Here is a 19,469-nt window from a genome sequence, read left to right as displayed (position 1 = left end):
GTCGCCGGACCTGGTTCGCCGGTCTAGAACGGCAACGGCCGCCCGTGCACCACGTCCAGCCGCGACACCGCCCGGGTCAGCACGACGTACAGCCGGTGCAGCCCGCGCTCCTCCGCCTCCGCGATCGCCGCCGGCTCGACGGCGACGACATGGTCGTACTCGAGGCCCTTGACGAGGGTCGCCGGCACCAAGGTCACGCGGGCGCCCAGGTCGTCCGGTCCGGCGGTAGCGATGCCGGCCGCGCCGAGCGCCTCCGCCACCCCGGCGACGTCGGCATCGGCGGCGACGACCCCGACCGACCCCTCACGTCCGAGCGCATCGCGTACGGCGTCCACGACCGCGCCCGGCAGATCGGCTCCCGCCTCGCGCACCCTCAACTCCCCGTCCCTGCGCAGGGAATGGCCCGCCGGGACGTCGACGTCGAGGCGGTCCAGCAGCCGGTTGGCGAGCGTGACGACGGCCTCCGGCACCCGGAACCCGGTCGTCAGCGGCACGACGGCCGCGTCCGGTTTCCCCAGGTGCCGCAGGACCGTGTCCCACGAGCGCGCCGCCCAGGGCGTGGTCCCCTGGGCCAGGTCGCCGAGGACGGTGAGCGAGCCGAAGGACGCCCGGCGGGCGATGGCCCGGCACTCCATCGGGGAGAGGTCCTGCGCCTCGTCGACGACGACATGGCCGTACCCCTCGGGGTGCTCGATCAACCCGCCGACCTCGTCGAGGAGCACCAGATCGGCGGCCGACCAGCGCGCCGACTTCCACGACCGCGGCGGCTTCGCCCACAGCAGCGCCCGCTGCTCGTCCTCGTCCAGCAGTCCGTCCGCGGCCGCCGCCAACACAGCGGAATCGGTGAGGAGTTGGGACACGACCTCCTCGGGCCGCACCCGGGGCCACACCGCGTCGACGTACGCGCTGACCGGCCGCGCCCGCGAGATCCTCTGCACCCAGGCGTTCGTCTGCGTCCCGGCCCGCCGCTCGGCCTGCTCCTGGATGCGCCGCACGACCCGCATCCGCACCCGCTCCCGCCCGATCCCGTACGGCGGCTCCTCACGCCGTACGCCCTCGACGATCCGCAGGAGCTCCCCGGCCCCCACCCGCCACCGGTACGAATCGTCCGGCACCACGACGGCCTCGACCCCGCTGCCGGACACCCGCGCGTACAGCGCACGGCGCAGCACCTCCGCCATCCGCGCGTCGTGCTTGACCGCGGCGGCCCGCTCCCCGTCGACCCCCCTGACCGGGTGCGCGGCGATCTCCTCCTGCAGGGTCGACTGCCGTACGCCGGTCTCGCCGAGGGCCGGGAGCACCTGGGAGATGTAGGAGAGGAAGGTCCGGTTGGGCCCGAGGATCAGCAGACCGCCGCGCCTGATGCGCTGCGGGTGGGTGTAGAGGATGAAGGCGGCGCGGTGCAGGCCCACGGCGGTCTTGCCGGTGCCAGGAGCACCTTGAACGCACACGGAAACACCGAGATCCCCTCGTACGAGATCGTCCTGCTCTGGCTGGATGGTCGCCGCGATGTCCCGCATCGGCCCGACCCGGGGTCGCTCGATCTCGCGCGCGACGATATCGCTGACCTGCGACTCTCCGCTCTCCAGGTGCTCGTCCTCAAGTCCGGTGAGATCGGCTGAGTGGCCGCGGCTGCCCGCCGCCCAGCCGAACCTTCGGCGGACGCTGACGCCCTGCGGGTCGCGGGCGCTCGCCTGGTAGAAGGCGCGGGAGACGGGGGCGCGCCAGTCGACGACGAGGGGCGGGGCGGCGGGGTGCTCGCTGATCCGCAGCCGCCCGATGTGGTAGCTCTGCCCGGAGTGGTCGCCGGCGCCCGGCCCGAAGTCCAACCGCCCGAAGAACAGGGGCCCTTCGGGCAGTTCGCGCATGTGCTTGGCCTGGCTGCGCAGCTGGTACCCGAGCACTTCGGCATCGGCCCCGGAGGCGGAGACGTCCTCGCCTACGACGACCTGCTCCTGGGCGCCGTCGACCATGGCGGCGAGGGCGGTGCGGCAGCGGTCGTGGTGGGTGCGCTCGTGATGGAGGGAGGTGCGGAGGGACTCGGTCAGGGCGGGGTCGGCTGACGTCATGCCGACGAGCATACCGACATAACGTAACCAGGTTAAATCTTTTACCGAGTCTCAGAGCTGTGGCTTGTCGAGTACGGCCGGCGATGACCGACGTCTAACCGACGTCTAGGCGAAGTGGGGCATCCCGGCCGCCAGCAGCTCGAAGGCCCGCTCTGCCGCGGCCACCGCGTCCGGCCGCACCTCCTCCACCGGCTCCCCCTCCACGATCCGCCGGAAGTTGTCCTGCGCGAGGATGCGCTGCACGGCGACGATCTGCCCGGCGGCGAGTCGTGCGTCCAGCCCGCCGCCGAGAGCCTCGGCGAGCGCGGCCTCGGACCGCTCGAGGTAGCCGTACAGCCGGGCGACCAGGGCGGGAGTCCCGTAGAGGAGCGTGTGGAAGGCGAGCACCTGGGGGTGGTCGTTCAGCCCGGTGATGGGATCGCACCGCTCCAGCCCGTCGAGGAAGTGCCGCCGCAGCGCGGCGAGGGGCTTCGCCTCGTCCGCCACCACCCGGGCGGCCTCGTCCTCGTGATCGGCGAAGCGGTGCAGGACGAGGTCCTCCTTGGCGGGGAAGTACCGGAAGAGGGTCGGTTTGGAGATCGCGGCCGCGGCGGCGACCTCCGCGACCGACACGGCGTCGAACCCCCGCTCCATGAACAGCCGGACGGCGATGTCCGAGACGTCCTGGTACATCCGCTGCCTCTTGCGCTCACGCAGACCGATCTCAGCCATGGCGTGAGCCTACGCGCCGGCCGCCGCTTGACCTCAAGCGCGGTTGAGGCCGAAGACTGCCGACGAGTCCGTACGACGACTGGGGGCATGTGATGCGAGCAGCGCAGGTGAAGGAGTTCGGCGGCCCGGAGGTCCTGGTCCCGGCAGAGCTCCCGGACCCGGTACCGGGCCCGGGCGAGGTACTGATCGACGTCGCCTACGCCGACACGATCTTCGTGGAGACCCAGGTGCGGTCGGGCTGGGGCCGCGACTACTTCCCGGTGACGCCTCCGTACGTTCCTGGGGGCGGAGTGTCCGGAACGGTCACCGCCGTCGGCCCCGAGGTCCCGGAGCACTGGCTGGGCCGCCGGGTCACGTCCTTCGTGCAGGGCAGCTATGCGTCGCGGGCGGTGGCGGGGGTCTCGGGCCTGACAGCCGTACCGGAGGACCTGGATCTGTTGACGGCGGCGGCTTTGGTGCACGACGGGGTGACGGCTGCGGGGTTGATGGAGCTGACGGGGGTGGCGGCCGGGGAGCGGGTGCTGGTTCTGGGGGCGTCGGGAGGTATGGGGACGCTGCTGGTCCAATTGGCACGGGGACGGGGAGCCCGGGTGGTGGGGGTGGCCCGGGGAGCGGAAAAGCTCACGCTGGTACGGGAGTTGGGCGCGTCGGCCGTGGTGGACGCCTCCGATGCCGACTGGGTGGCGCGGGCACGGGAAGCGCTGGGCGGGGCTGCGGACGTGGTGCTGGACGGGGTCGGGGGTGAACTCGGGGCTGCCGCCTTTGCGTTGACGGCGGACGGGGGGCGGTTTTCGGCGCACGGGGCGCCCACGGGGGGCTTCGCCGCGCTCGACGGTCGGGAGGCCGAGCGGCGGGGGATCAGGGTTTTCGGCATCGGGGACGTGCAGTTCGACGCGGCGGAACGGCGGCGGCTGGCGTCGTACGCCCTCGAAGAAGCGGCGGCGGGGAATCTGCGGGCGGTCGTCGGTGAGGTGTTCGCGCTGGAGCGGGCGGGACGGGCGCATGCGGCCGTGGAGAGTCGGCGGTTGGTGGGGAAGGTGCTGTTGGAGTGCTGAACGTGCTCAGGCCGCCGCGCTGCGGTGCCAGGGTGGCTTGTCGGCGAGACCCCACAGGTCGTCGAAGTGCTTGTTCCAGGTCGCGACGGCAGCCTTGGCGTCGTCGCTGTCCTCACGCGACCAGACGTTGAGGTCGGTCCGGTAGCCCTTGGGGTCGTAGTACTCGGGTTGCGCGCCCAGTCCCATGGTTCGGGCGACGAGGTCGTAGAGACCGTGAAGAACCAGCTCGCGGTTGAAGATGCAGACCTTGTCCCGCGGTATGCCCGGGTAGAAGCGGTACTCGCACTCGGCCGTCACCCGACCCGCCAGGGTCAGCCGATGCGCGATCGCCGACAGCGTCAGGTCGTACTCCTGGCACTTCAGCTCCACTCGCTTACGGAACTCCTCGTCGTCCTCGGGCGCGCCGTCCGGGCCCACCCGGGAGGGGACGCTCATGGGCTGCCGGAAGTCAGGGACCAAAAACCGGATGGATACCCGCCTCGTCGGGCCCGGGTCGTCGAGGAAGCCCTCCAGACGGTGGTACAGGGCGTTGTAGAGCGTCTCGCCCGTGTAGCCGAGGAAGCTGATCTCCACGTTCCGCACCCGGAACGCCTCGGTCACGAAGCTGCCCAGATCCCGCGATTGCACTTGCGCGCGCGTCGGAGCACGCAGCGAGGCGGCCAAGTCCTTCACCGTGTCGTACAGCATGTAGGCCACCAGGCTGAGCAGTGAGCTCCCGAGGAACGCCTTGCCCTCCAGGGCGTCGCCCACAGGCTTCACGAATTGCGCGATCAGACCCGTCACGAAGATGCCCAGAAGCAACAGGCGAGTGGCGACAGGCTCATAGCGCGCCTGGAAGCGCTTCAGACGCTCACCCACCGTCTCCTCGGGCAGCCTGCGCCAACCACCGGACATGCGCGCCCCTTCCCCCGTACGAGACCCCCCGGACTCGCGTCACATGACTTCGGGGTCCCCCTCTGCCGACGGATTCCCATGGTCTCCGTGCGGCAGGGCGCGGGCAAGATAGGGGTTGGCGGTGGATCTGACCTGGAGGCCCAGGTTCGCGGTGGCCTCGTTCAAGGTCATGGCATACCGCTCCACCGCTCGGCGGACGTTGGGTGCTTCCAGGCTGTCACCCATCACGAGCCGGTCGAGGTCCACATAGGCCGAGCGGACGGTCTCGATCCAGCGGTACACACGCCAGTCCTTCTCCCAGCCCGTCGTGCAGTCCTCCGGCAGCAGGCTGGACCAGCGCGCAAACAGACGATCGCGGATCTCCGGCCGAGTCGGCGTCAGGTGCATGTGCCGGACGAGGTCGTAGAGAGGGTCGCCCACCATCGCCATTTCCCAGTCGATGAGGGTCAGCCCGCTGCCGTCCTCGCGCCGCACGAGGTTCCACGGGTTCAAGTCACCGTGCAGGAGCACGGGCCGGCGTGCCGTCACTATGTGCCGCCCGAGGAGCTCCCCGAGCCGGTTGCTGGAGGGCAGTCCAAGCTCGCGAACCAGACCGGTGGTCATCTTGGGGAGGTCCGAGACCATGCGGATCAGGTCATCGCAGAGACGGCTGTAGAAGTCCTCCGCGTACGGGACTTGCTCGGTCACCTTCTCGCAGTCGACGAAGGTCAACGCGTTGAGTTGGGTGACGAGGTCGTCCGCCTCGTGCGGCAGCAGACCGTCGGCCGGATGCTCGGGGTGGCGCATCCCTCCCTTCGGGCCCTCGTAGGAGTGGATGGTGAACTGGTCCCCCAGCCCGCTGCTGCCCAGTGCCAGCACCTTCGGTGCCCGCACCACCACTCCTGACGCCTCGATGGCTCCGAGGACGGCATGCTCAAAGAGATACCGCCGCTCCCTGGGGCTGGCGGCACCCACCTTCCGTCGCACCATGACCAGTTCCGGGTAACCCTTCACCCGCACCGCCGTGCTCAGGTGCGCCGTCCCCTTGAACACCCGGTCCGCCGAGGCCGCGCCCTCCTGGAACAGCGCCTCCTGCACCCTCGACGGAGGAAACAGCGGGTGCTGCACCTTGTCGTCGGGCACCCATGCGATCGAGGAGGCCGTCCGGTCGCGGCTGTGCCGTTTGCCATGCGACTGGTTCCAGCGATACAGGATGTGCTCGATCGCCTTCTCGTCCGGCACGCTCTGGAGCTTCAGCGGCTTCTCGGCCGCCTGCAGAGCCCGGTGGACCGTGCGAGAGGCCTCTTCCAGCTCGCGCTGGTCGTAGTTGTCACCGAGGGAGGTCGCGGCACGCATCACGTCCGGGTAGACGGACTGGGCGCGTTCGAAGGCGACGTAGTGCTTCAGGTCCCGCTCGACACCGAAGACCGCCTTGCTGCGCCGCTTCCCCATGCTCTCGCTCCACGCATGCACCACCTCCAGCCACTGGTGGTCCGGGTACTGCATGCGCACCAGATGCGTTGCGAGGTCGTGCAACGGATCGCCGTAACTCGCCAGCTCCCAGTCGACGCAGATCAGCGGCGGATCGCCGTGGTACGACACGATCACGTTGTCTCGGTGCAGATCCGTGTGGAGCAGGCTGAAGGGACGGGTGCTCATCGCGGGCACGCTCTCGGCGAACCGCACCATCGCGTCCTCGGGAATGCCCAGCATCGCGAACAGCCCGCCGAACCTCGCCCAGTTGCGCTGCCTGATCTGCTCCTCCGCCGCCTGGGCGAGGGTCCGCAGGAAGGCGCGGCTGTCCCGGCTGGAGCGGGGCCAGGACGGAGGCAGCTGAGGCAGATCCTTTCTGCCCACCTGGATCATGTCGGCCAGCAGGCCGGCCAGGGCGGAGATCAGGCCGGAGTCGACCGGCTTTCCGTTGGGGCAGATGCTGGACAGGGGCACGCCCTCGACGTAGCTCAGGATGTTCACGTCGCGGAGCTGGACCAGACAGCGCGGCACATGGGGCAGGACCTTGCTGATGGCGTGGAGGATCTCGGCCTCGCTCTGCCAGGTCCTGATGACCACGGGCAGGGCGGAGCGGATCCGCTCCCGCACCGTGACCAGTTCCCCGTCCTCGCAGCCGACGAGCCAACGGTCGACGTCCGTCAGCGGCCGCGCCATGTAGTTGAGGTTGTGATGTCCTCGGCCGAACTCCCCCACTGTCCTGGCGTAACGGACGAAGTCGTCGTACGCAGTCCGCCGCCGGGCCACGGACACGGTTGGACCACCCAAGGGGCACTCCTGAGTAACTATGAGGGACCGCCGATCTTCATGCGCCATGAAGAGTGGGCACACTCTAGTGCCCTGCACACGCACGCATGGCCAACGTCGCCAAAGAGTGGCGCACTTGGCGATGACGCGATCGGACGTCAGTTTCGCGCTGATCGAATTCCCGCACGTGGACGCCGTGCTTCAGGACGCCTTGGCGAGATGGTCCCACCAGGAATCGAACGCGGTCTGCCAGCTCTCCATGAATACGGATCCAGTTGCATTGGGGTCGCCTACGTCGTTGACGTGCCGGGTCAGCGTCGAGCCCAGGCCCAGGACGTCCACGGCGTCGATCTCCGTCTTGTCGTCGAGCAGGATCGAGCGCTCGACCACTTCGTACGGCCCGAGCAAAGCTTCGGTGTCACGAAGAAGGTAGAGCTTGAACGGCGGGGCCAGCGCTATCGTCCGGACCTCCACCTCCACCACCGGCACCAGACCCTCCGTCTTCAGGTCCCGCAGGGCGGCGCGAAGTGAGGAGGTGTGCCGCCGGGTGATTCCATGCAGCCTTTCCTGGAGTCGTCGGTCGAGGTCCGCCAAGTCCTGCCCTCCTTCGGTCGACCGATTCGCCTGTGGGTATGGCGACTTCACCGACTCGTCGGGCAGGAGCAGTCTCAGTCTGATGGTCTCCGGGTGGATCTCCCCCAGGCGGATCCGCTCGGCCTGCAGCCGGATGTGGGCGTCCAGGCTCTCCGAAGTGAGGGTGAAGACATCCAATTGGACTGTCCGTTGAGCGAAGGCCCTGGCGATGAAGGGCCCCAGCGTCGCCCGCAGACGCGGGGCCTCCAGCGGTTGAGTCGTCGAATGTATCAACGCCCTCAGGACCCGGGACCCGCTGCCCTGGCGGGACTCGATCCAACCGTCGTCCTTCAGTTCGCGCATGACGCGCTGCACGGTGTCGCGCGACACTCCGAACTCGTCGGCAAGTTCACGCTGTGGGGGCAGTAGGAAGCCGACCGCGTACGTGCCGTCGGCTATGCGGGTACGCAGCGCTTCCAGGACACGCTCGAACTCCGGGCCGCCTCCGTCGCTGCGCTCTTCGCTCACAACGCGACCGTACCGCGCATCAAACACCGACAAACCGCTTCCAGCCATATTGGTGGCCGATTTGCCGGTCCACACATCCGGCAATACTCGGCCAGTTAAGGGATCAAGCAGGCAGGGCACAACCTATTCAAGGCAACCAGTCCAATTGGACCGGTAGTTGATCGATTCGCTGAAGTGGACGGGGTGGGGAACGTGATCTTCTTCCAAGTGATGGGGGCGATCCTCCAGTTCGGGATCGGCCGACTGGCGCAGACACGACTCGGGCTCGTCGGCCTGGGAGGAGCGCTCCTGCTCGCCCTAGCCCCGGTGCTCATACGAAGCTTGGCGGTGTGGCTGCTGCGAACCATCCACAGCCACCCGCAGTGGTGGGCCTTCGGCCTCCTGGTCGCCCTTCTCGCACTGTGCGTTCAGGGCTGATCCCGTAGCAGCTGCAGCACCGGCAGGAGCGAACCGACGATTGTCTGCGCACCCGCATCCCTCAGCTGCTTGTACTTGTACTCGTTACGCGCGTAGCCCAGGAATGGCACACCGGCACTCTCCGCGGCCCACAGGTCCGTGGGAGCGTCGCCGATCATCAGGGCTGCGGAGGGAGCGGAACCCATGGCGTTCAGCGCCTGCTTGAGGCAGTGCGGGTTCGGCTTCAGCAGATCGAGTTCGCTGGTGCGGCCGTAGACATGCGGGGCGAAACAGTCGGCCAGGCCGCGCCTGGATAGGTAGTCGGAGACTGTGCGGGGCGAGTTGTTGGTGGCGACCGCCAGCCGGCTGCCCACGGCACTCCAGGTGCGTATCAGCGGGTCCGCGTAGGCCGTCGGCATGGCGCTGGGGACCGCCCTGCGCTCCTGCTGGGTGAGTCGCTCCTCCAGCTCTGCCACGAGGTCGCTGCGCGGATGCTCTCTGTTGATGGCATAGAGCACGACCATCGGGTCCGGGTGGGACCGTTCCTCATCGGTCAGCAAGCCACGCAGTCCCTGCTGCTCCAGCCAGGCGACGAGCTCGCTCGCCACCTGCTCCGCCTTGTGCCCCGCGAACAGCCGGCAGATCGGGCCGTCGAAGTCGAAGAGCACGAAGCGGGCGTTGGTGATCAGTTCTCGCAGGTTCCCTGTCTCTACTGTCACCGGTTCAGTCTGCGTCGTATCACTAGTCACTAGGAGAGTGTCAGGTCCGTCGTGATGGTTTCCCAGAGGGCGTCGAACCACTTCTGGGATTCCTCCACGAACGCGGCGTCGCGCTGGCTGGCCCTCTTCTCGAAAGAGAAGAGCAGGGACTGGGAGCCCAGGGCGTCGTACATCTCCAAGGTCTGGCTCTCGTACTCCTCCTCCCGTTCGGCCAGGACGTAGTAGCCGAGCAGGACTTCCTCCCTGTTCAGGACGTACAGCTTGATCGGCGGGGTGAAGGGTAGTGCGCGAAAGGTGACGTGGACGTCGATACCGTGAGTGGAGCGCAGGGCAAGCAGGTTGTGCCTCAAGACGTGGATCTGTGCGTTGCGCATCGCCAGCCACCGCTGATGGACCGGGTCGTCCTCGCCACCGATCTCGACCAGGCGCGGGAAGGCGAGGTTGATCTCCCGAGAAGGCACCAGGATGCGCACGTCGATCGACTCGGGCCGAATGCTCCCCTCGTGGATCTGCCGGACCGGTTCGCTGAGGGCCAGCATCAGGGTCTCCGCCGTGTGGCATACGACGTCCACGCGCGCGTGCGGCTCCGCGAACGCCTCCGTCAACCGTGGTGCCAGCCCCACCATGGTCGGCTGTGGTTCCCCCGCGGCGGGAGCCGGCGGTGCCGCGATGCGTGGGGGGCTTCCCTTGCTGACGTTGCTGAGCAATCCGTCTTCCTGGAGCGCGCGCAAGGCCTGGCGGACGGTGCCGCGTTCGACGCCGAACTCGTCTGCCAGCTCGGCCTGTGTGGGCAGGCGGTCCCCCGCCTTGAGGTCGCCGCTGCGGATACGGTCCCGCAGGATGTCGGCGATCTCCTGGGGGGAGAGCCTTCTGCTGCCGTTCACTGCCACGTTCTCCTGGGTCACGACCAAAACGCTACAACTCAGATCCATCTACGGGGAGTTGTTTGTTACTTGTTTATAGGTGGGGGCCAAGTGGGGACAACTTAGTTGGAGTTGGTTGCCAACTCGACCGAGTTGGCGGAAGGTTTGCTTCCTTGGAACCACCTCACCCCCACCGCCCCGTCCCGCCCACGAGCACGAAGCACGAAGGGGGAACACCATGCCTGCCCTCGCCCTCCTCTCCGCCGTCTTCGTCGTCGGCATCGAGCAGACCCTTCAGTGGAAGTACGGCGCCACCGGCATCATCGGCCTGCTGCTCCTCACCATAGGCATCAAGGCCAAGAACCCGGCCGTCAGCTCCATAGGGGCCGTGGTGCTCGCCCTGCTGGTCGCGGGGCCCGCTCTATGAGCGCAAACCCCCTGGTCGGTGACTGTGGGAGACGATCAGCCCGTGAGCGTCAGCTCCGAACTGATCGTCTCCCACAGTGCGTTGAACCACAGGTGGGACTGCTCCACGAACGTCGTGTCGCGCAGGCCGGCGCCCTGCTCGAAGGCGAACAGCATCGACTGGGTGCCCGTGGCGTCGTACATCTCCAGGTGCTCGTGGTCGATCTCCTCCTTGCGCCGCGTGAGCGTGTAGTACGCGAAGAGCGCCTCCATGCCGTTGAGCAGGTACAGCTTCACCGGCGGTGTGAAGGGCAGCGCGCGGAAGGTGACGTTGACGTCGATGCCGTGCGTGGCGCGCAGGGCCAGCAGGTTGTGCTGGAGCACCTGCCCCTGCGCGTTGCGGTGGGCCAGCCAGCGGCGCTGCAGCCGCCCGTCCGTCGAACTCTCCACCGGGGTCGGGAAGGCGAGGTCGATGTCACGGCTCGGCAGCATCACCCGGACGTCGACCTTGGCCGGTTTCAGCTGTCCGGCGTGGATCTGGCGCAGTGGTTCGCCGATGGCGAGGGTCAGCGAGACCGAGGTCAGGCAGAGGGCGTCGATCTCGACGTGCGGGGCCGCGAAGGCGTCCGCTATGCGCGGGGCCAGGGCCACCATGGTGGGCAGCGGCGGGGCCGCGGGGCCGGTCAGGGCCTTGGCCAGACCCAGGTCGGAGGCGACGGTCGCGGGGGCGCCCTTCGACACGTTGGTCAGCAGGTGCTCCGACTGCAGGATGCGCAGGGCCTGGCGTACGGCGCCGCGCTCGACGCCGAACTCGTCGGCCAGTTTGGCCTGCGTGGGCATGCGCTGACCCGGGCGCAGCGCACCCGAGCGAATGCGGGCGCGCAGCTCGTCGGCCACCTCTCGATGTGACGTCTGTGGCCGCTGTGACCTCTTCCGTCCATTGACGGAGGCGTGTTTCGGGTCCACGACCAAACACTACAACTTCCCGCCATCTTTGGGCAGTTCTCGGGAAGGTGGTTATAAGCCGCTTCCAAGCGGAGATAAGCAGAGTGAAGTTGGTCGCCAACTTGAGCAACATGGTCAAACTTCCGGAGGGTTGGCCGCAACCAGGGGTCCGCCTCCCCGTCCCGAAGGAGGGACCGTCATGCCGCTCGTCGCCCTCGTAGTAGCCGCCCTCGCCATCGGATTCGAGCAGCTCATCCAGTGGAAGTACGGGCCGATGGGCATCATCGCCTTCATCGCGCTCACCATCGGGCTCAAGGCCAAGAACACCATGATCAGCGGGCTCGGAGCGGTCATCCTCGTGATGCTGCTCGCCCAGTCGAACTGAACCCAGGATCCGGCTGGCCGGGCTCCCTTCCGGAGGGGAGCCGGGAGCCTGGCCAGTCTGCACCAAACGCACAGCCACAACTCAACACCGACAACTGAAGAGCACAGCTACGGATGAGTCATCAACCGCCGTCTACAGGAAGGGGCTTCAGAACATGTCCGGGCACCAAGGCCGCCTGGACGTACGCAGCAGGGCGTCGGCCACTCGGGCGGCGCCCGCTCGTTCTTCCCGCACCAGTCCCAGCGCCGCCAGCCGCACCGCCGACTCGTCACCCAGCCACAGCCGCGCCAACTCGACGACATCCAGCGCGAGTTCGGCGCTCTCGGTCGTCGGCGTGCAGGACGCACCCTGCGCCGAAGCCTCCAGCCGGTAGCGGCCGTCCGCGAACCCGGCACGGTCGGCGACCTCCAGCACCAGCGAACCCGCGCCCTCGTAGGTCCGCGATTCCAGCGCCCGTATGACATCCAGGATCCGCACCCACAGCCAGTCCGACTGCGTGGTGATGCGGGCGGCCCTCGGGTCCGGCAGGAACAGCGGGAGCAGGTCGTCCGGGGCGCGAGGGCCGCTCTTGACCTGCGTGACCCAGTCGATCGAGCAGAGGTAGAGCCACAGAGCGCGCTCGGCGGCCGGGGTCGCCGCGATCAGCCCCTGCACACTCGCCGTGCCCAATGGCTGCTTGTCGTTGACCCACTTGTCGTCCACCTCGTACGCCACGAGGCCCTCGACCGTGCCGTCCGCCGCGCGGTACAGGGCGAAGTACGGCTCGGTCCACTTCGGGAAGACGCGCACGGCACCGGTGTTGAGCTGCCACCACCAGTCGTCGCGGCTGACGACGCCGGGGGTGGTGCGGCGGACGCGGTCGTGGAGTTCGGGGCCGAGTTTGCGTACGTCCTCTGCGTCCACGATGTCGATACGGCCGCCGTCGTCCGGGCCGGACCAGCGGGGGTCGAGGCCGGCGCGCGGGACTTCGACGGTCCACTCGGTGGCCGAGGTGGCGGCGCCGAAGCCGTAGCGGCCGTAGATCGGGTACTCGGCGGCGATCAGCGTGGCCACGGCGTCCCCGCGGTCGCGGGCCGCCTCGAGGTCCCGGTTCATCATGCGGGTGAGCAGGCCGCGGCGGCGGTGCGTGGCGGTGACGGTGACGCCGGAGATCGCGTCGGCGGAGACGAGCTCGCCGCCGACCGCGGTGACCTCCTGGGCGAAGGACCGGAACGTCGCCACGCAGCGGGCTCCGTCGAAGGCGCCGAGATAACGGCCGGGTTCGAACTGGGTGCTGCGGGCCTCGACTTCCTCGTCGGAGACGCTGGGCTCACGCAGGAATCCGGTGTGCACTGCGCGGAGCCACTCGGGGAGCTCTGCCTCGGTGATCGGGCGGACGTCTATGTCGGAGTGCGCGCGGGTCATGGGATCACGGTAGGTGTACGGCGTATGGGGTGTCGCGGGGATTTTTCCCGCCCTCCGAAGCCACCGTTCACCCGAAGCCGCCGTTCACCCGAACCGGCCGATCACCCGAAGCCGCCGATCACCGCGTCGGACGTACCCGAAGATCAGAACACCGCCCGGATCTCCCCCACCTCCCGCCCGCCCCCGAGCACCGGCACCCTCCCGATCCGCTCCACCACCGGCGCATCGACGCCCAGCAGCTCCAGCACCCGCCCCAGCACCGGTCCCAGCGCCCGCCCCGCCCCGTCCTCCACCTTGAACGCGATCGCCCTGCCGTCCGGCAGGGCCACCGCCTGGACCGCCTCCGCGCCCATCTTCGACAGGGCACCCGGCAGCCCGCGCATGACCCAGGTGTCGGGCCGCCGGGTGCCGGCCACGTACTCGGGATGCGCGCGCATGGCGTCGGCGACGCGGCGCTCCGGCGAACCGGGGGCCGCGAGCACGAAGGAGCGGTAGGCGCGGGCGAGGCCGGTGAGGCTGATCGCCAACAGCGGGGCACCGCACCCGTCCGTACCGACGGCGGCGACCCGCTCGCCCGCCGCTTCCTCCACAGCCCTGTGGATGAGCTGCTGGAGCGGGTGGCCGGGGTCCAGGTAGGTCTCCAGCGGCCAGCCCCGGTGCGCCGAGGCCGCAAGCATCGCCGTGTGCTTGCCGGAGCAGTTCATGGCGACACGGGAACGCGTCTCGCCCGAGGCCAGGTACGCCTCCTGCTCCTGCGCGTCCAGCGGCAGGGCGGGCGGGCACTGCAGATACCCCTCGTCCAGACCGTGCTCGGCGAGCATCTTCCGTACCAGGTCACGGTGGAAGAGCTCCCCCGAGTGGCTCGCCGCGGCCAGCGCCAGCCGCTCCCCCGCCAGTTCCAGCCCCGCCCGCAGCGCGCCCGCCGCCTGCATCGGCTTGTTGGAGGAGCGCGGGAAGACGGGCGAGGTCACGTCCCCGAGGGCCAGCTCCACCGCCCCGTCGGCGCCCAGCACCACCAGACTGCCCCGATGCCGGCCCTCGACGAACCCGGAACGTACGACTTCGCAGAGGACCGGCGGTATGGCGGGCTGGGACATCGGCGGCGGTCCTCCGGAGGCGTCGCGACGGCTGGGTCAGGTCAGCAGGTCGTCGACCTGTGCCTCCCCCTCACGGTAGCGCCGGGCGATCTCCCCGCTGCAGTCGTCCGTCGTGCGCTGCAGCCGCTGCCGGCACCGGGAGACCTGCTGCTCGTACCGCACGAGCCGGCCCATCGCCGTGTTCAGCTCCAGGTCGGTGCGGGCGTCCAGGTCGGAGAGCTCGACCTCGGCGAGCATCTCAGCGGCCAGCCGCCGGTACTCCTCGCTGTGCGGGGTGCCCAGCGTCACATGGCGGGCCGAGGAACGGTGCCGGGCCGGGGCGTCCGTCAGGATCTCCGGGAGCCGGTCGACCACCGACACCTCGCCGAGGCCCTGGTCAGGGGCCCCCGCGTCCACCACGGACGCCGGTCGGCGTCGCGCCAGCTCCGCGCGCAGGATGTCGATGCGGCCCTGCAGCAGCCGCCGTACATAACTGAGATCGGCCTCGTCGCGCTGGGCGTCCCGGCGCAGGGTGCGCAGCTCGGTCAGGCTGAGCACCGTCAGGTCGTGCTCGGGCGGATCGGCGGGCGGCTGCGGGCCGGCCTCGCTGTCCGTGCGCTGAACGGGCGGCCGGCATGTCTCCAGCCGCCCGGTACTCGGTGTGCTCATGTGCCTCTACCGTCCCCTCGACCGGCGTGTGGAAGCATCGTGCCACCCCAAGTGGCCGCTATGTGACCGAGTGCCCCCGATCGGCCCCAGATGGGGGGTTAAGGATCAATAAGAAGCCTCGTGCGGTCTCCACGAAGCCCCGTGCGGTCTCCCGCGGACAGCCCGGCATGATGGTCGTATGCGAGCAGTGGTGCAGAGGGTGGACGGCGCGAGCGTCGTCGTGGACGGCGAGACGGTCGGGGAGATCATCGGCGAGGGCCTGTGCGTCCTCGTCGGCGTGACCCACGAGGACACCAAGGAGAAGGCGGCCCAACTGGCCCGCAAACTCTGGTCGATCCGCATGCTGCACGACGAGAAGTCGTGCAGCGACATCGACGCCCCGCTGCTCGTGATCAGTCAGTTCACGCTCTACGGGGATGCACGCAAGGGCCGCCGCCCCACCTGGAACGCCGCCGCCCCCGGCGATGTCGCCGAGCCCCTCGTCGACGAGGTCGTCGCCCAGCTGCGGGGGCTCGGCGCGACGGTGGCGACGGGCCGCTTCGGCGCGCAGATGCGGGTGTCACTGACGAACGACGGTCCGTTCACCGTGCTCGTGGAGATCTGAACCGCGGGAGATCCGAACCCCTAGGGTTCCACGACGACTTCCTGGGCGGCCGCGGTGTCGCCCGCCACCAGCCGCGCGTCCAGCGGCACGTTCCGCTTCACCAGGGCGAGGGCGACCGGGCCCAGCTCGTGGTGGCGTACGGACGTGGTGATGAAGCCGATCTTGCGGCCGTCGGGGTCCTCGTCGGCGAGGCGGATCTCCGTGCCGGGGGTGGGGAGATGGACCTCGCTGCCGTCCAGGTGGAGGAAGACGAGGCGGCGGGGCGGCTTGCCCAGGTTCTGGACGCGGGCCACCGTCTCCTGCCCCCGATAGCACCCCTTCTGCAGATGCACCGCCGAGCCGATCCAGCCCAACTCGTGCGGGATGGTGCGGTGATCGGTCTCGAAGCCCAGGCGCGGGCGGTGGTTCTCCACCCGCAGCGCCTCGTACGCCAGGATCCCGGCCGGCGGTCCGGCCTTCTCGGCGTACGACTCCAGGTCCGCCCGCGGCAGGAACAGATCGCGGCCGTACGCGGTCTCGCGAACGGCGACGCCCTCCGGGACCTCGGCGATCGAACCGGCCGGCAGGTGCACGACCGCGAACTCGGCCGTCCGGTCGGCGACTTCGACCTTGTAGAAGAACTTCATCGACTCCAGGTACGCGATCAGCGCCTCCTGGGTCCCCGGCTCCACGTGCGCCCAGACCGTCTCGCCGTCGTCGACCAGGTAGAGCGCGTGCTCGATGTGGCCGTGCGCGGAGAGGATCAGCGCCTCGGTGGCCTGACCGGTCGGGAGATCGCTGACGTGCTGGGTGAGCAGCAGGTGCAGCCAGCTCAGACGGTCCTCGCCGGAGACGGTGACGACACCGCGGTGCGAGAGGTCGACGAAGCCGGTGCCGTCGGCGAGGGCGCGCTGCTCGCGGAACAGTTCTCCGTAGTGGGCGGCGACGCCTTCGTCCACGCCCTCGGCGGGGACGGCGCCGGGCAGGGACAGCAGAGGGCTTTTCATACACACAGCCTACGACTCGGTAGTTGAACTCTTCAGCGAAGTCTTCTCAGCACAATCCTTGCACCGGCCGAAGATCGCGAAGTGCTTCATGTCCGTGTCGAAGCCGAACTCCTTCCGCAGCTTCGCGGTGAACTCGGCGGCCACGCTCACGTCCGCCTCGATCACGTTCGTGCAGTCGCGGCAGACGAGGTGGATGTGGTGGTGCCGGTCCGCGAGGTGGTAGGTCGGCGCGCCGTGCCCCAGGTGGGCGTGGCTGACCAGCCCGAGCTCCTCCAGGAGCTCCAGCGTGCGGTACACGGTGGAAATGTTGACCCCCGACGCCGTCTTCTTCACTTCCGTGAGGATGTCGTCGGGGGTCGCGTGCTCGAGGGTGTCCACGGCTTCGAGGACAAGCTGGCGCTGCGGCGTCAGCCGGTAGCCGCGCTGCCTGAGGTCGCTCTTCCAGTCGGTGCTCACCACACCGACGAGTCTAGGCCCACTCGGACGAAGGCCTGCTTGAAGAAGACGAACGCCTACTTGAAGAAGGCGATCCCGTCGTCCGGCATGTCGTCCGGCAGGGCCTTGGCCCAGCGCTCGACGTCCTCCGGGGTGACGACCTTCTTCAGGTGGGCCGACATGTAGGGGCGCAGCTCGACCTCGGGGGTCTGCTTCTCGCCGACCCACATCAGATCGCTCTTGACGTAGCCGTACAGGCGCTTGCCGCCGGTGTACGGGCCGGAGGCGGCCGTGCGCGCCACCGCGTCCGTGACCAGGTCGATCTGCGGCTTCTTGTCGGCGAGCTCGCCGTACCAGACCTCGACGACCCCGTCGTTGCGCACCATGGTGACCTCGACCTTGCGGTCGGCGTCGATGCGCCAGAAACCGGACTCGGACTCCAGGGGACGGACCTTGTTCCCGTCGTTGTCCAGGACCCAGGTGTGGGAGTGGTACTCCAGGAAGTCCCGGCCGTCGTGGGTGAAGGTGACCTCCTGCCCGAAGTTGCACTTCTCGGAGCCGGGGAAGTCGTGGACGCCCGCGCCGGCCCAGTTGCCGAGCAGGAAGGCGAGCGGGACGAGGTCCTTGTGGAGGTCGGACGGGATCTCGATCATGAGTGGCGGTTCCTAGACGGGGGTCAGCGCTGGCCCTGGTACAGCTTCTTCACGGTCAGCCCGGCGAAGGCGAGGACGCCGACGCAGACCAGGACCAGCAGGGCTTCGAAGAATGCCTCAAGCACGGGGTGCTCCTTGGTTGAGCGAGGGTTGGCTGTACACAAGAGCCGGGCCCCACTCTAGTCGGGTGGGGCCCGGCTCTCCGCGTGAGGTAGGCCCTACGGGGGTCACCCCAACAGCTGGCTCTGCAGGATCACCGTCTGCCGGAAGGGGACGGGCTGCGCGGTGCCCTTCCGGGACTGCACGATCACCCCGAGAACGTCACCGGCGGACAGGTACGCCTGCCGGACCATCTCGGCGCCGTACGGCTTGGTCTCGACGTATGCGGAGTACGGGACCTCCTCGACCCGGGCCTGCGGCGCGAAGCCCTCGTCGTTGACGGAGGAACCGACGCCGCGCAGCTGGTAGCCGGGGCTGCTGTAGGGCGCGATGTCGGAGGAGAACATGTCGTCCACGACCGCCGCGGTGTCGAAGTGCAGCAGGTAGATGCGGGTGTGCGTGCCGTCGGGGGTGGTCCAGCCGCGGGCCGCGATGTGCCGCAGACCGTTGTCGACGAACTTCTGCCGCAGCGTCTCGCGGTCGTCCTTCTGCGCGTACTCCGCCAGGAAGTCCTTCGTCGCCAGCCAGCCGTCCTTGCCGCTCAGGGCCTTGTCCTCGGTCGCCCCCTTGGGTGCGGGCAGGACGAGGGCGCGCAGGTCGGCGTAGTGGGCGCCGGCCTTGTTGTCCTCGGCGAAGGGCCCGGGACTGCCGGAGGGCAGCGGCGGCTTGACGAGCGTCGGGTAGTCCCAGCGCCCGTCCGACTCGGTCTTCAGACCCGGTACGTCCGTCCGCTCCATGCCCGTGATCCCGTACGCCGTTCCCGCCCCGGCCGCCGCGAACACCACGACGGCGGCGGTCCAGCGCAGCACGGCACGCAGGACCCGGCGGTCCTTCTTCGGCGCGGGCTGCGGTACGAGGGGTGCGGCGTCCGGCATCGGGGGCACCTCGGTGTGCTGCTGCTCGGTCATACCGCCTCCCCCGGCTCGGCGATGCGGTCGAGCTGTTCCTTCAGCAGCATCGCGATTCCTGTCTTCTGCAGCGGCTTGGCGCTGCTGGCCGTGAGGGTGACCAGGACGTCGCCCTGGTAGGCGGAGCAGTACATCGCGTCGAGCTTCTCTTTGTCGTCCGCGGGCGGCAGGAAGCACCGGGCGTTCTTGTGGCCCTCGATCCGCGGGCCGTCACGGAAGACGCCGAGGGCGTCGAGGAACTCGTTCTGGAACTCCGAGAGGTTCCGCACGGCCGCCTTGTTGTCCATCTGGGCCAGCTGGACGGAGACGGTGGAGGCCTTGTTCGTGTAGACGGAGGAGGTCTCGTCCGTGCTGACGTAGCTGCGCATCGCCATGCCCTTGATGCGCTCCTTGTCGATCTGCTTCTCCAGCCGCTTGCGCTGCGAACGGGGCAGGTCGCTCAGCGACTGCTTGCGCAGCGCCGTGGCCTCGGCGCCGCTGAGCTGCGCGTCCGAGCCGAACTCCGCGATGTCGGGCCCGCGGGTCCAGCCGTCGGCGCCGTACGGCACGAGCATCGCGGCGAGCCCCTTCGGGGCGGCCGCCTTCGCGTCCTTGGCCTTGTCCACGGGGAATTTCCACACCGGAGCGCCCGCGTCGCGGTCGGCGCCGTTCACGGTGACGACGGTGGTGACGACGCCGACGACGACGGCCACGGCGAGCAGGACGGACCCGGCGACGGCGGCGACGCGGCCGAGGCGGACGGGCGGCTTGGCGGGCACGGCGACGGGCGCCGCGGCGAAGCCGGCGGCCATGTCGGG

The 19,469-nt window shown here is 69.2% G+C and carries 21 protein-coding genes; 5 read left to right on the top strand and 16 right to left on the bottom strand.

The annotated features are described in order from the left end of the window. Positions 1–23: 23 nt before the first annotated feature. Together ACFY1L_RS22865 and ACFY1L_RS22860 are read right to left on the bottom strand one after the other, a co-directional pair. Positions 24–2,069: a HelD family protein gene (locus tag ACFY1L_RS22865; RefSeq protein ID WP_388827163.1), complete on the bottom strand. Its 2,046-nt coding sequence runs from the start codon at positions 2,067–2,069 to the stop codon at positions 24–26. A 105-nt stretch (positions 2,070–2,174) separates the two neighbouring features. Then, positions 2,175–2,780, bottom strand: a complete 606-nt coding sequence (locus ACFY1L_RS22860) for a TetR family transcriptional regulator (RefSeq protein WP_388827160.1) — start codon at positions 2,778–2,780, stop codon at positions 2,175–2,177. 92 nt (positions 2,781–2,872) lie between these two features. Between ACFY1L_RS22860 and ACFY1L_RS22855 the strand changes: the two genes are divergently transcribed. Then, positions 2,873–3,835 (top strand): zinc-binding dehydrogenase, encoded by a 963-nt coding sequence (locus tag ACFY1L_RS22855; RefSeq protein WP_388827158.1) that lies wholly within the window; start codon positions 2,873–2,875, stop codon positions 3,833–3,835. A gap of 6 nt (positions 3,836–3,841) precedes the next feature. On the opposite strand, the gene ACFY1L_RS22850 is transcribed toward ACFY1L_RS22855, so the two are convergent. The 3 genes from ACFY1L_RS22850 to ACFY1L_RS22840 form a co-directional block, all read right to left on the bottom strand. Next, positions 3,842–4,729: a hypothetical protein gene (locus ACFY1L_RS22850; protein WP_388827155.1), complete on the bottom strand. Its 888-nt coding sequence runs from the start codon at positions 4,727–4,729 to the stop codon at positions 3,842–3,844. Positions 4,730–4,768: 39 nt separating this feature from the next. Beyond that, complete coding sequence (locus ACFY1L_RS22845; protein WP_388828369.1) at positions 4,769–6,874, bottom strand: aminoglycoside phosphotransferase family protein; 2,106 nt, start codon at positions 6,872–6,874, stop codon at positions 4,769–4,771. Between the two features lie 291 nt (positions 6,875–7,165). Continuing rightward, the gene (locus ACFY1L_RS22840) at positions 7,166–8,065 is read right to left on the bottom strand and encodes a GntR family transcriptional regulator (protein WP_388827152.1); all 900 of its coding nucleotides are present in this window, start codon (positions 8,063–8,065) and stop codon (positions 7,166–7,168) included. Positions 8,066–8,257: 192 nt separating this feature from the next. Between ACFY1L_RS22840 and ACFY1L_RS22835 the strand changes: the two genes are divergently transcribed. After that, entirely contained in the window at positions 8,258–8,482 is a 225-nt protein-coding gene (locus ACFY1L_RS22835) for a hypothetical protein (RefSeq protein WP_388827149.1), read from the top strand. Here the strand turns inward: ACFY1L_RS22835 and ACFY1L_RS22830 are convergent. Then, on the bottom strand, positions 8,473–9,210 hold the full coding sequence (locus ACFY1L_RS22830) for an HAD family hydrolase (protein WP_388827146.1): 738 nt from the start codon (positions 9,208–9,210) through the stop codon (positions 8,473–8,475). The two genes, ACFY1L_RS22835 and ACFY1L_RS22830, sit on opposite strands and share 10 nt — an antisense overlap. After that, a complete protein-coding gene (locus tag ACFY1L_RS22825; RefSeq protein WP_388827143.1) occupies positions 9,210–10,112 on the bottom strand; it encodes a winged helix-turn-helix domain-containing protein in 903 nt (300 codons plus the stop codon). Before ACFY1L_RS22825 ends, ACFY1L_RS22830 begins: the two co-directional genes overlap by 1 nt. 169 nt (positions 10,113–10,281) lie before the next feature. On the opposite strand from ACFY1L_RS22825, the gene ACFY1L_RS22820 reads away from it, so the two are divergent. Further along, on the top strand, positions 10,282–10,470 hold the full coding sequence (locus ACFY1L_RS22820) for a hypothetical protein (RefSeq protein ID WP_388827140.1): 189 nt from the start codon (positions 10,282–10,284) through the stop codon (positions 10,468–10,470). Between the two features lie 35 nt (positions 10,471–10,505). On the opposite strand, the gene ACFY1L_RS22815 is transcribed toward ACFY1L_RS22820, so the two are convergent. Further along, positions 10,506–11,420 carry a winged helix-turn-helix domain-containing protein gene (locus ACFY1L_RS22815; protein ID WP_388827137.1) on the bottom strand — a complete coding sequence of 305 codons (915 nt, stop codon included), beginning with the start codon at positions 11,418–11,420 and terminating at the stop codon, positions 10,506–10,508. A gap of 172 nt (positions 11,421–11,592) precedes the next feature. Between ACFY1L_RS22815 and ACFY1L_RS22810 the strand changes: the two genes are divergently transcribed. Beyond that, the gene (locus tag ACFY1L_RS22810) at positions 11,593–11,778 is read left to right on the top strand and encodes a hypothetical protein (RefSeq protein ID WP_388827134.1); all 186 of its coding nucleotides are present in this window, start codon (positions 11,593–11,595) and stop codon (positions 11,776–11,778) included. 147 nt (positions 11,779–11,925) lie between these two features. On the opposite strand, the gene ACFY1L_RS22805 is transcribed toward ACFY1L_RS22810, so the two are convergent. The 3 genes from ACFY1L_RS22805 to ACFY1L_RS22795 form a co-directional block, all read right to left on the bottom strand. After that, positions 11,926–13,182, bottom strand: coding sequence for a GNAT family N-acetyltransferase (locus ACFY1L_RS22805; RefSeq protein ID WP_388827131.1), 1,257 nt, complete (start codon positions 13,180–13,182; stop codon positions 11,926–11,928). A gap of 143 nt (positions 13,183–13,325) precedes the next feature. After that, positions 13,326–14,279, bottom strand: coding sequence for an asparaginase (locus ACFY1L_RS22800; RefSeq protein ID WP_388827128.1), 954 nt, complete (start codon positions 14,277–14,279; stop codon positions 13,326–13,328). A 36-nt stretch (positions 14,280–14,315) separates the two neighbouring features. Beyond that, positions 14,316–14,927 (bottom strand): aerial mycelium formation protein, encoded by a 612-nt coding sequence (locus ACFY1L_RS22795; RefSeq protein WP_388827126.1) that lies wholly within the window; start codon positions 14,925–14,927, stop codon positions 14,316–14,318. A 178-nt stretch (positions 14,928–15,105) separates the two neighbouring features. Here ACFY1L_RS22795 and dtd point away from each other — a divergent pair, with 178 nt between their 5' ends. Beyond that, the gene (gene dtd, locus ACFY1L_RS22790) at positions 15,106–15,531 is read left to right on the top strand and encodes a D-aminoacyl-tRNA deacylase (protein WP_388827123.1); all 426 of its coding nucleotides are present in this window, start codon (positions 15,106–15,108) and stop codon (positions 15,529–15,531) included. Positions 15,532–15,551: 20 nt separating this feature from the next. Here the strand turns inward: dtd and ACFY1L_RS22785 are convergent, their stop codons facing one another. The 5 genes from ACFY1L_RS22785 to ACFY1L_RS22765 form a co-directional block, all read right to left on the bottom strand. Then, the gene (locus tag ACFY1L_RS22785) at positions 15,552–16,517 is read right to left on the bottom strand and encodes a YgfZ/GcvT domain-containing protein (protein ID WP_388827120.1); all 966 of its coding nucleotides are present in this window, start codon (positions 16,515–16,517) and stop codon (positions 15,552–15,554) included. 9 nt (positions 16,518–16,526) lie between these two features. Further along, complete coding sequence (locus tag ACFY1L_RS22780) at positions 16,527–16,976, bottom strand: Fur family transcriptional regulator (protein ID WP_388827117.1); 450 nt, start codon at positions 16,974–16,976, stop codon at positions 16,527–16,529. A 53-nt stretch (positions 16,977–17,029) separates the two neighbouring features. Further along, entirely contained in the window at positions 17,030–17,605 is a 576-nt protein-coding gene (locus tag ACFY1L_RS22775; RefSeq protein WP_388827115.1) for an FABP family protein, read from the bottom strand. A gap of 227 nt (positions 17,606–17,832) precedes the next feature. Continuing rightward, positions 17,833–18,672: a hypothetical protein gene (locus ACFY1L_RS22770; RefSeq protein ID WP_388827112.1), complete on the bottom strand. Its 840-nt coding sequence runs from the start codon at positions 18,670–18,672 to the stop codon at positions 17,833–17,835. Beyond that, positions 18,669–19,463, bottom strand: a complete 795-nt coding sequence (locus tag ACFY1L_RS22765; RefSeq protein WP_388828366.1) for a hypothetical protein — start codon at positions 19,461–19,463, stop codon at positions 18,669–18,671. The genes ACFY1L_RS22770 and ACFY1L_RS22765 overlap by 4 nt, the downstream gene beginning before the upstream one ends. Positions 19,464–19,469 lie beyond the last annotated feature (6 nt).

The sequence above is a fragment of the Streptomyces sp. NPDC001663 genome (assembly GCF_042893105.1).
Lineage (GTDB): Bacteria > Actinomycetota > Actinomycetes > Streptomycetales > Streptomycetaceae > Streptomyces.
This window is presented reverse-complemented; position numbering and strand designations above follow the sequence as displayed.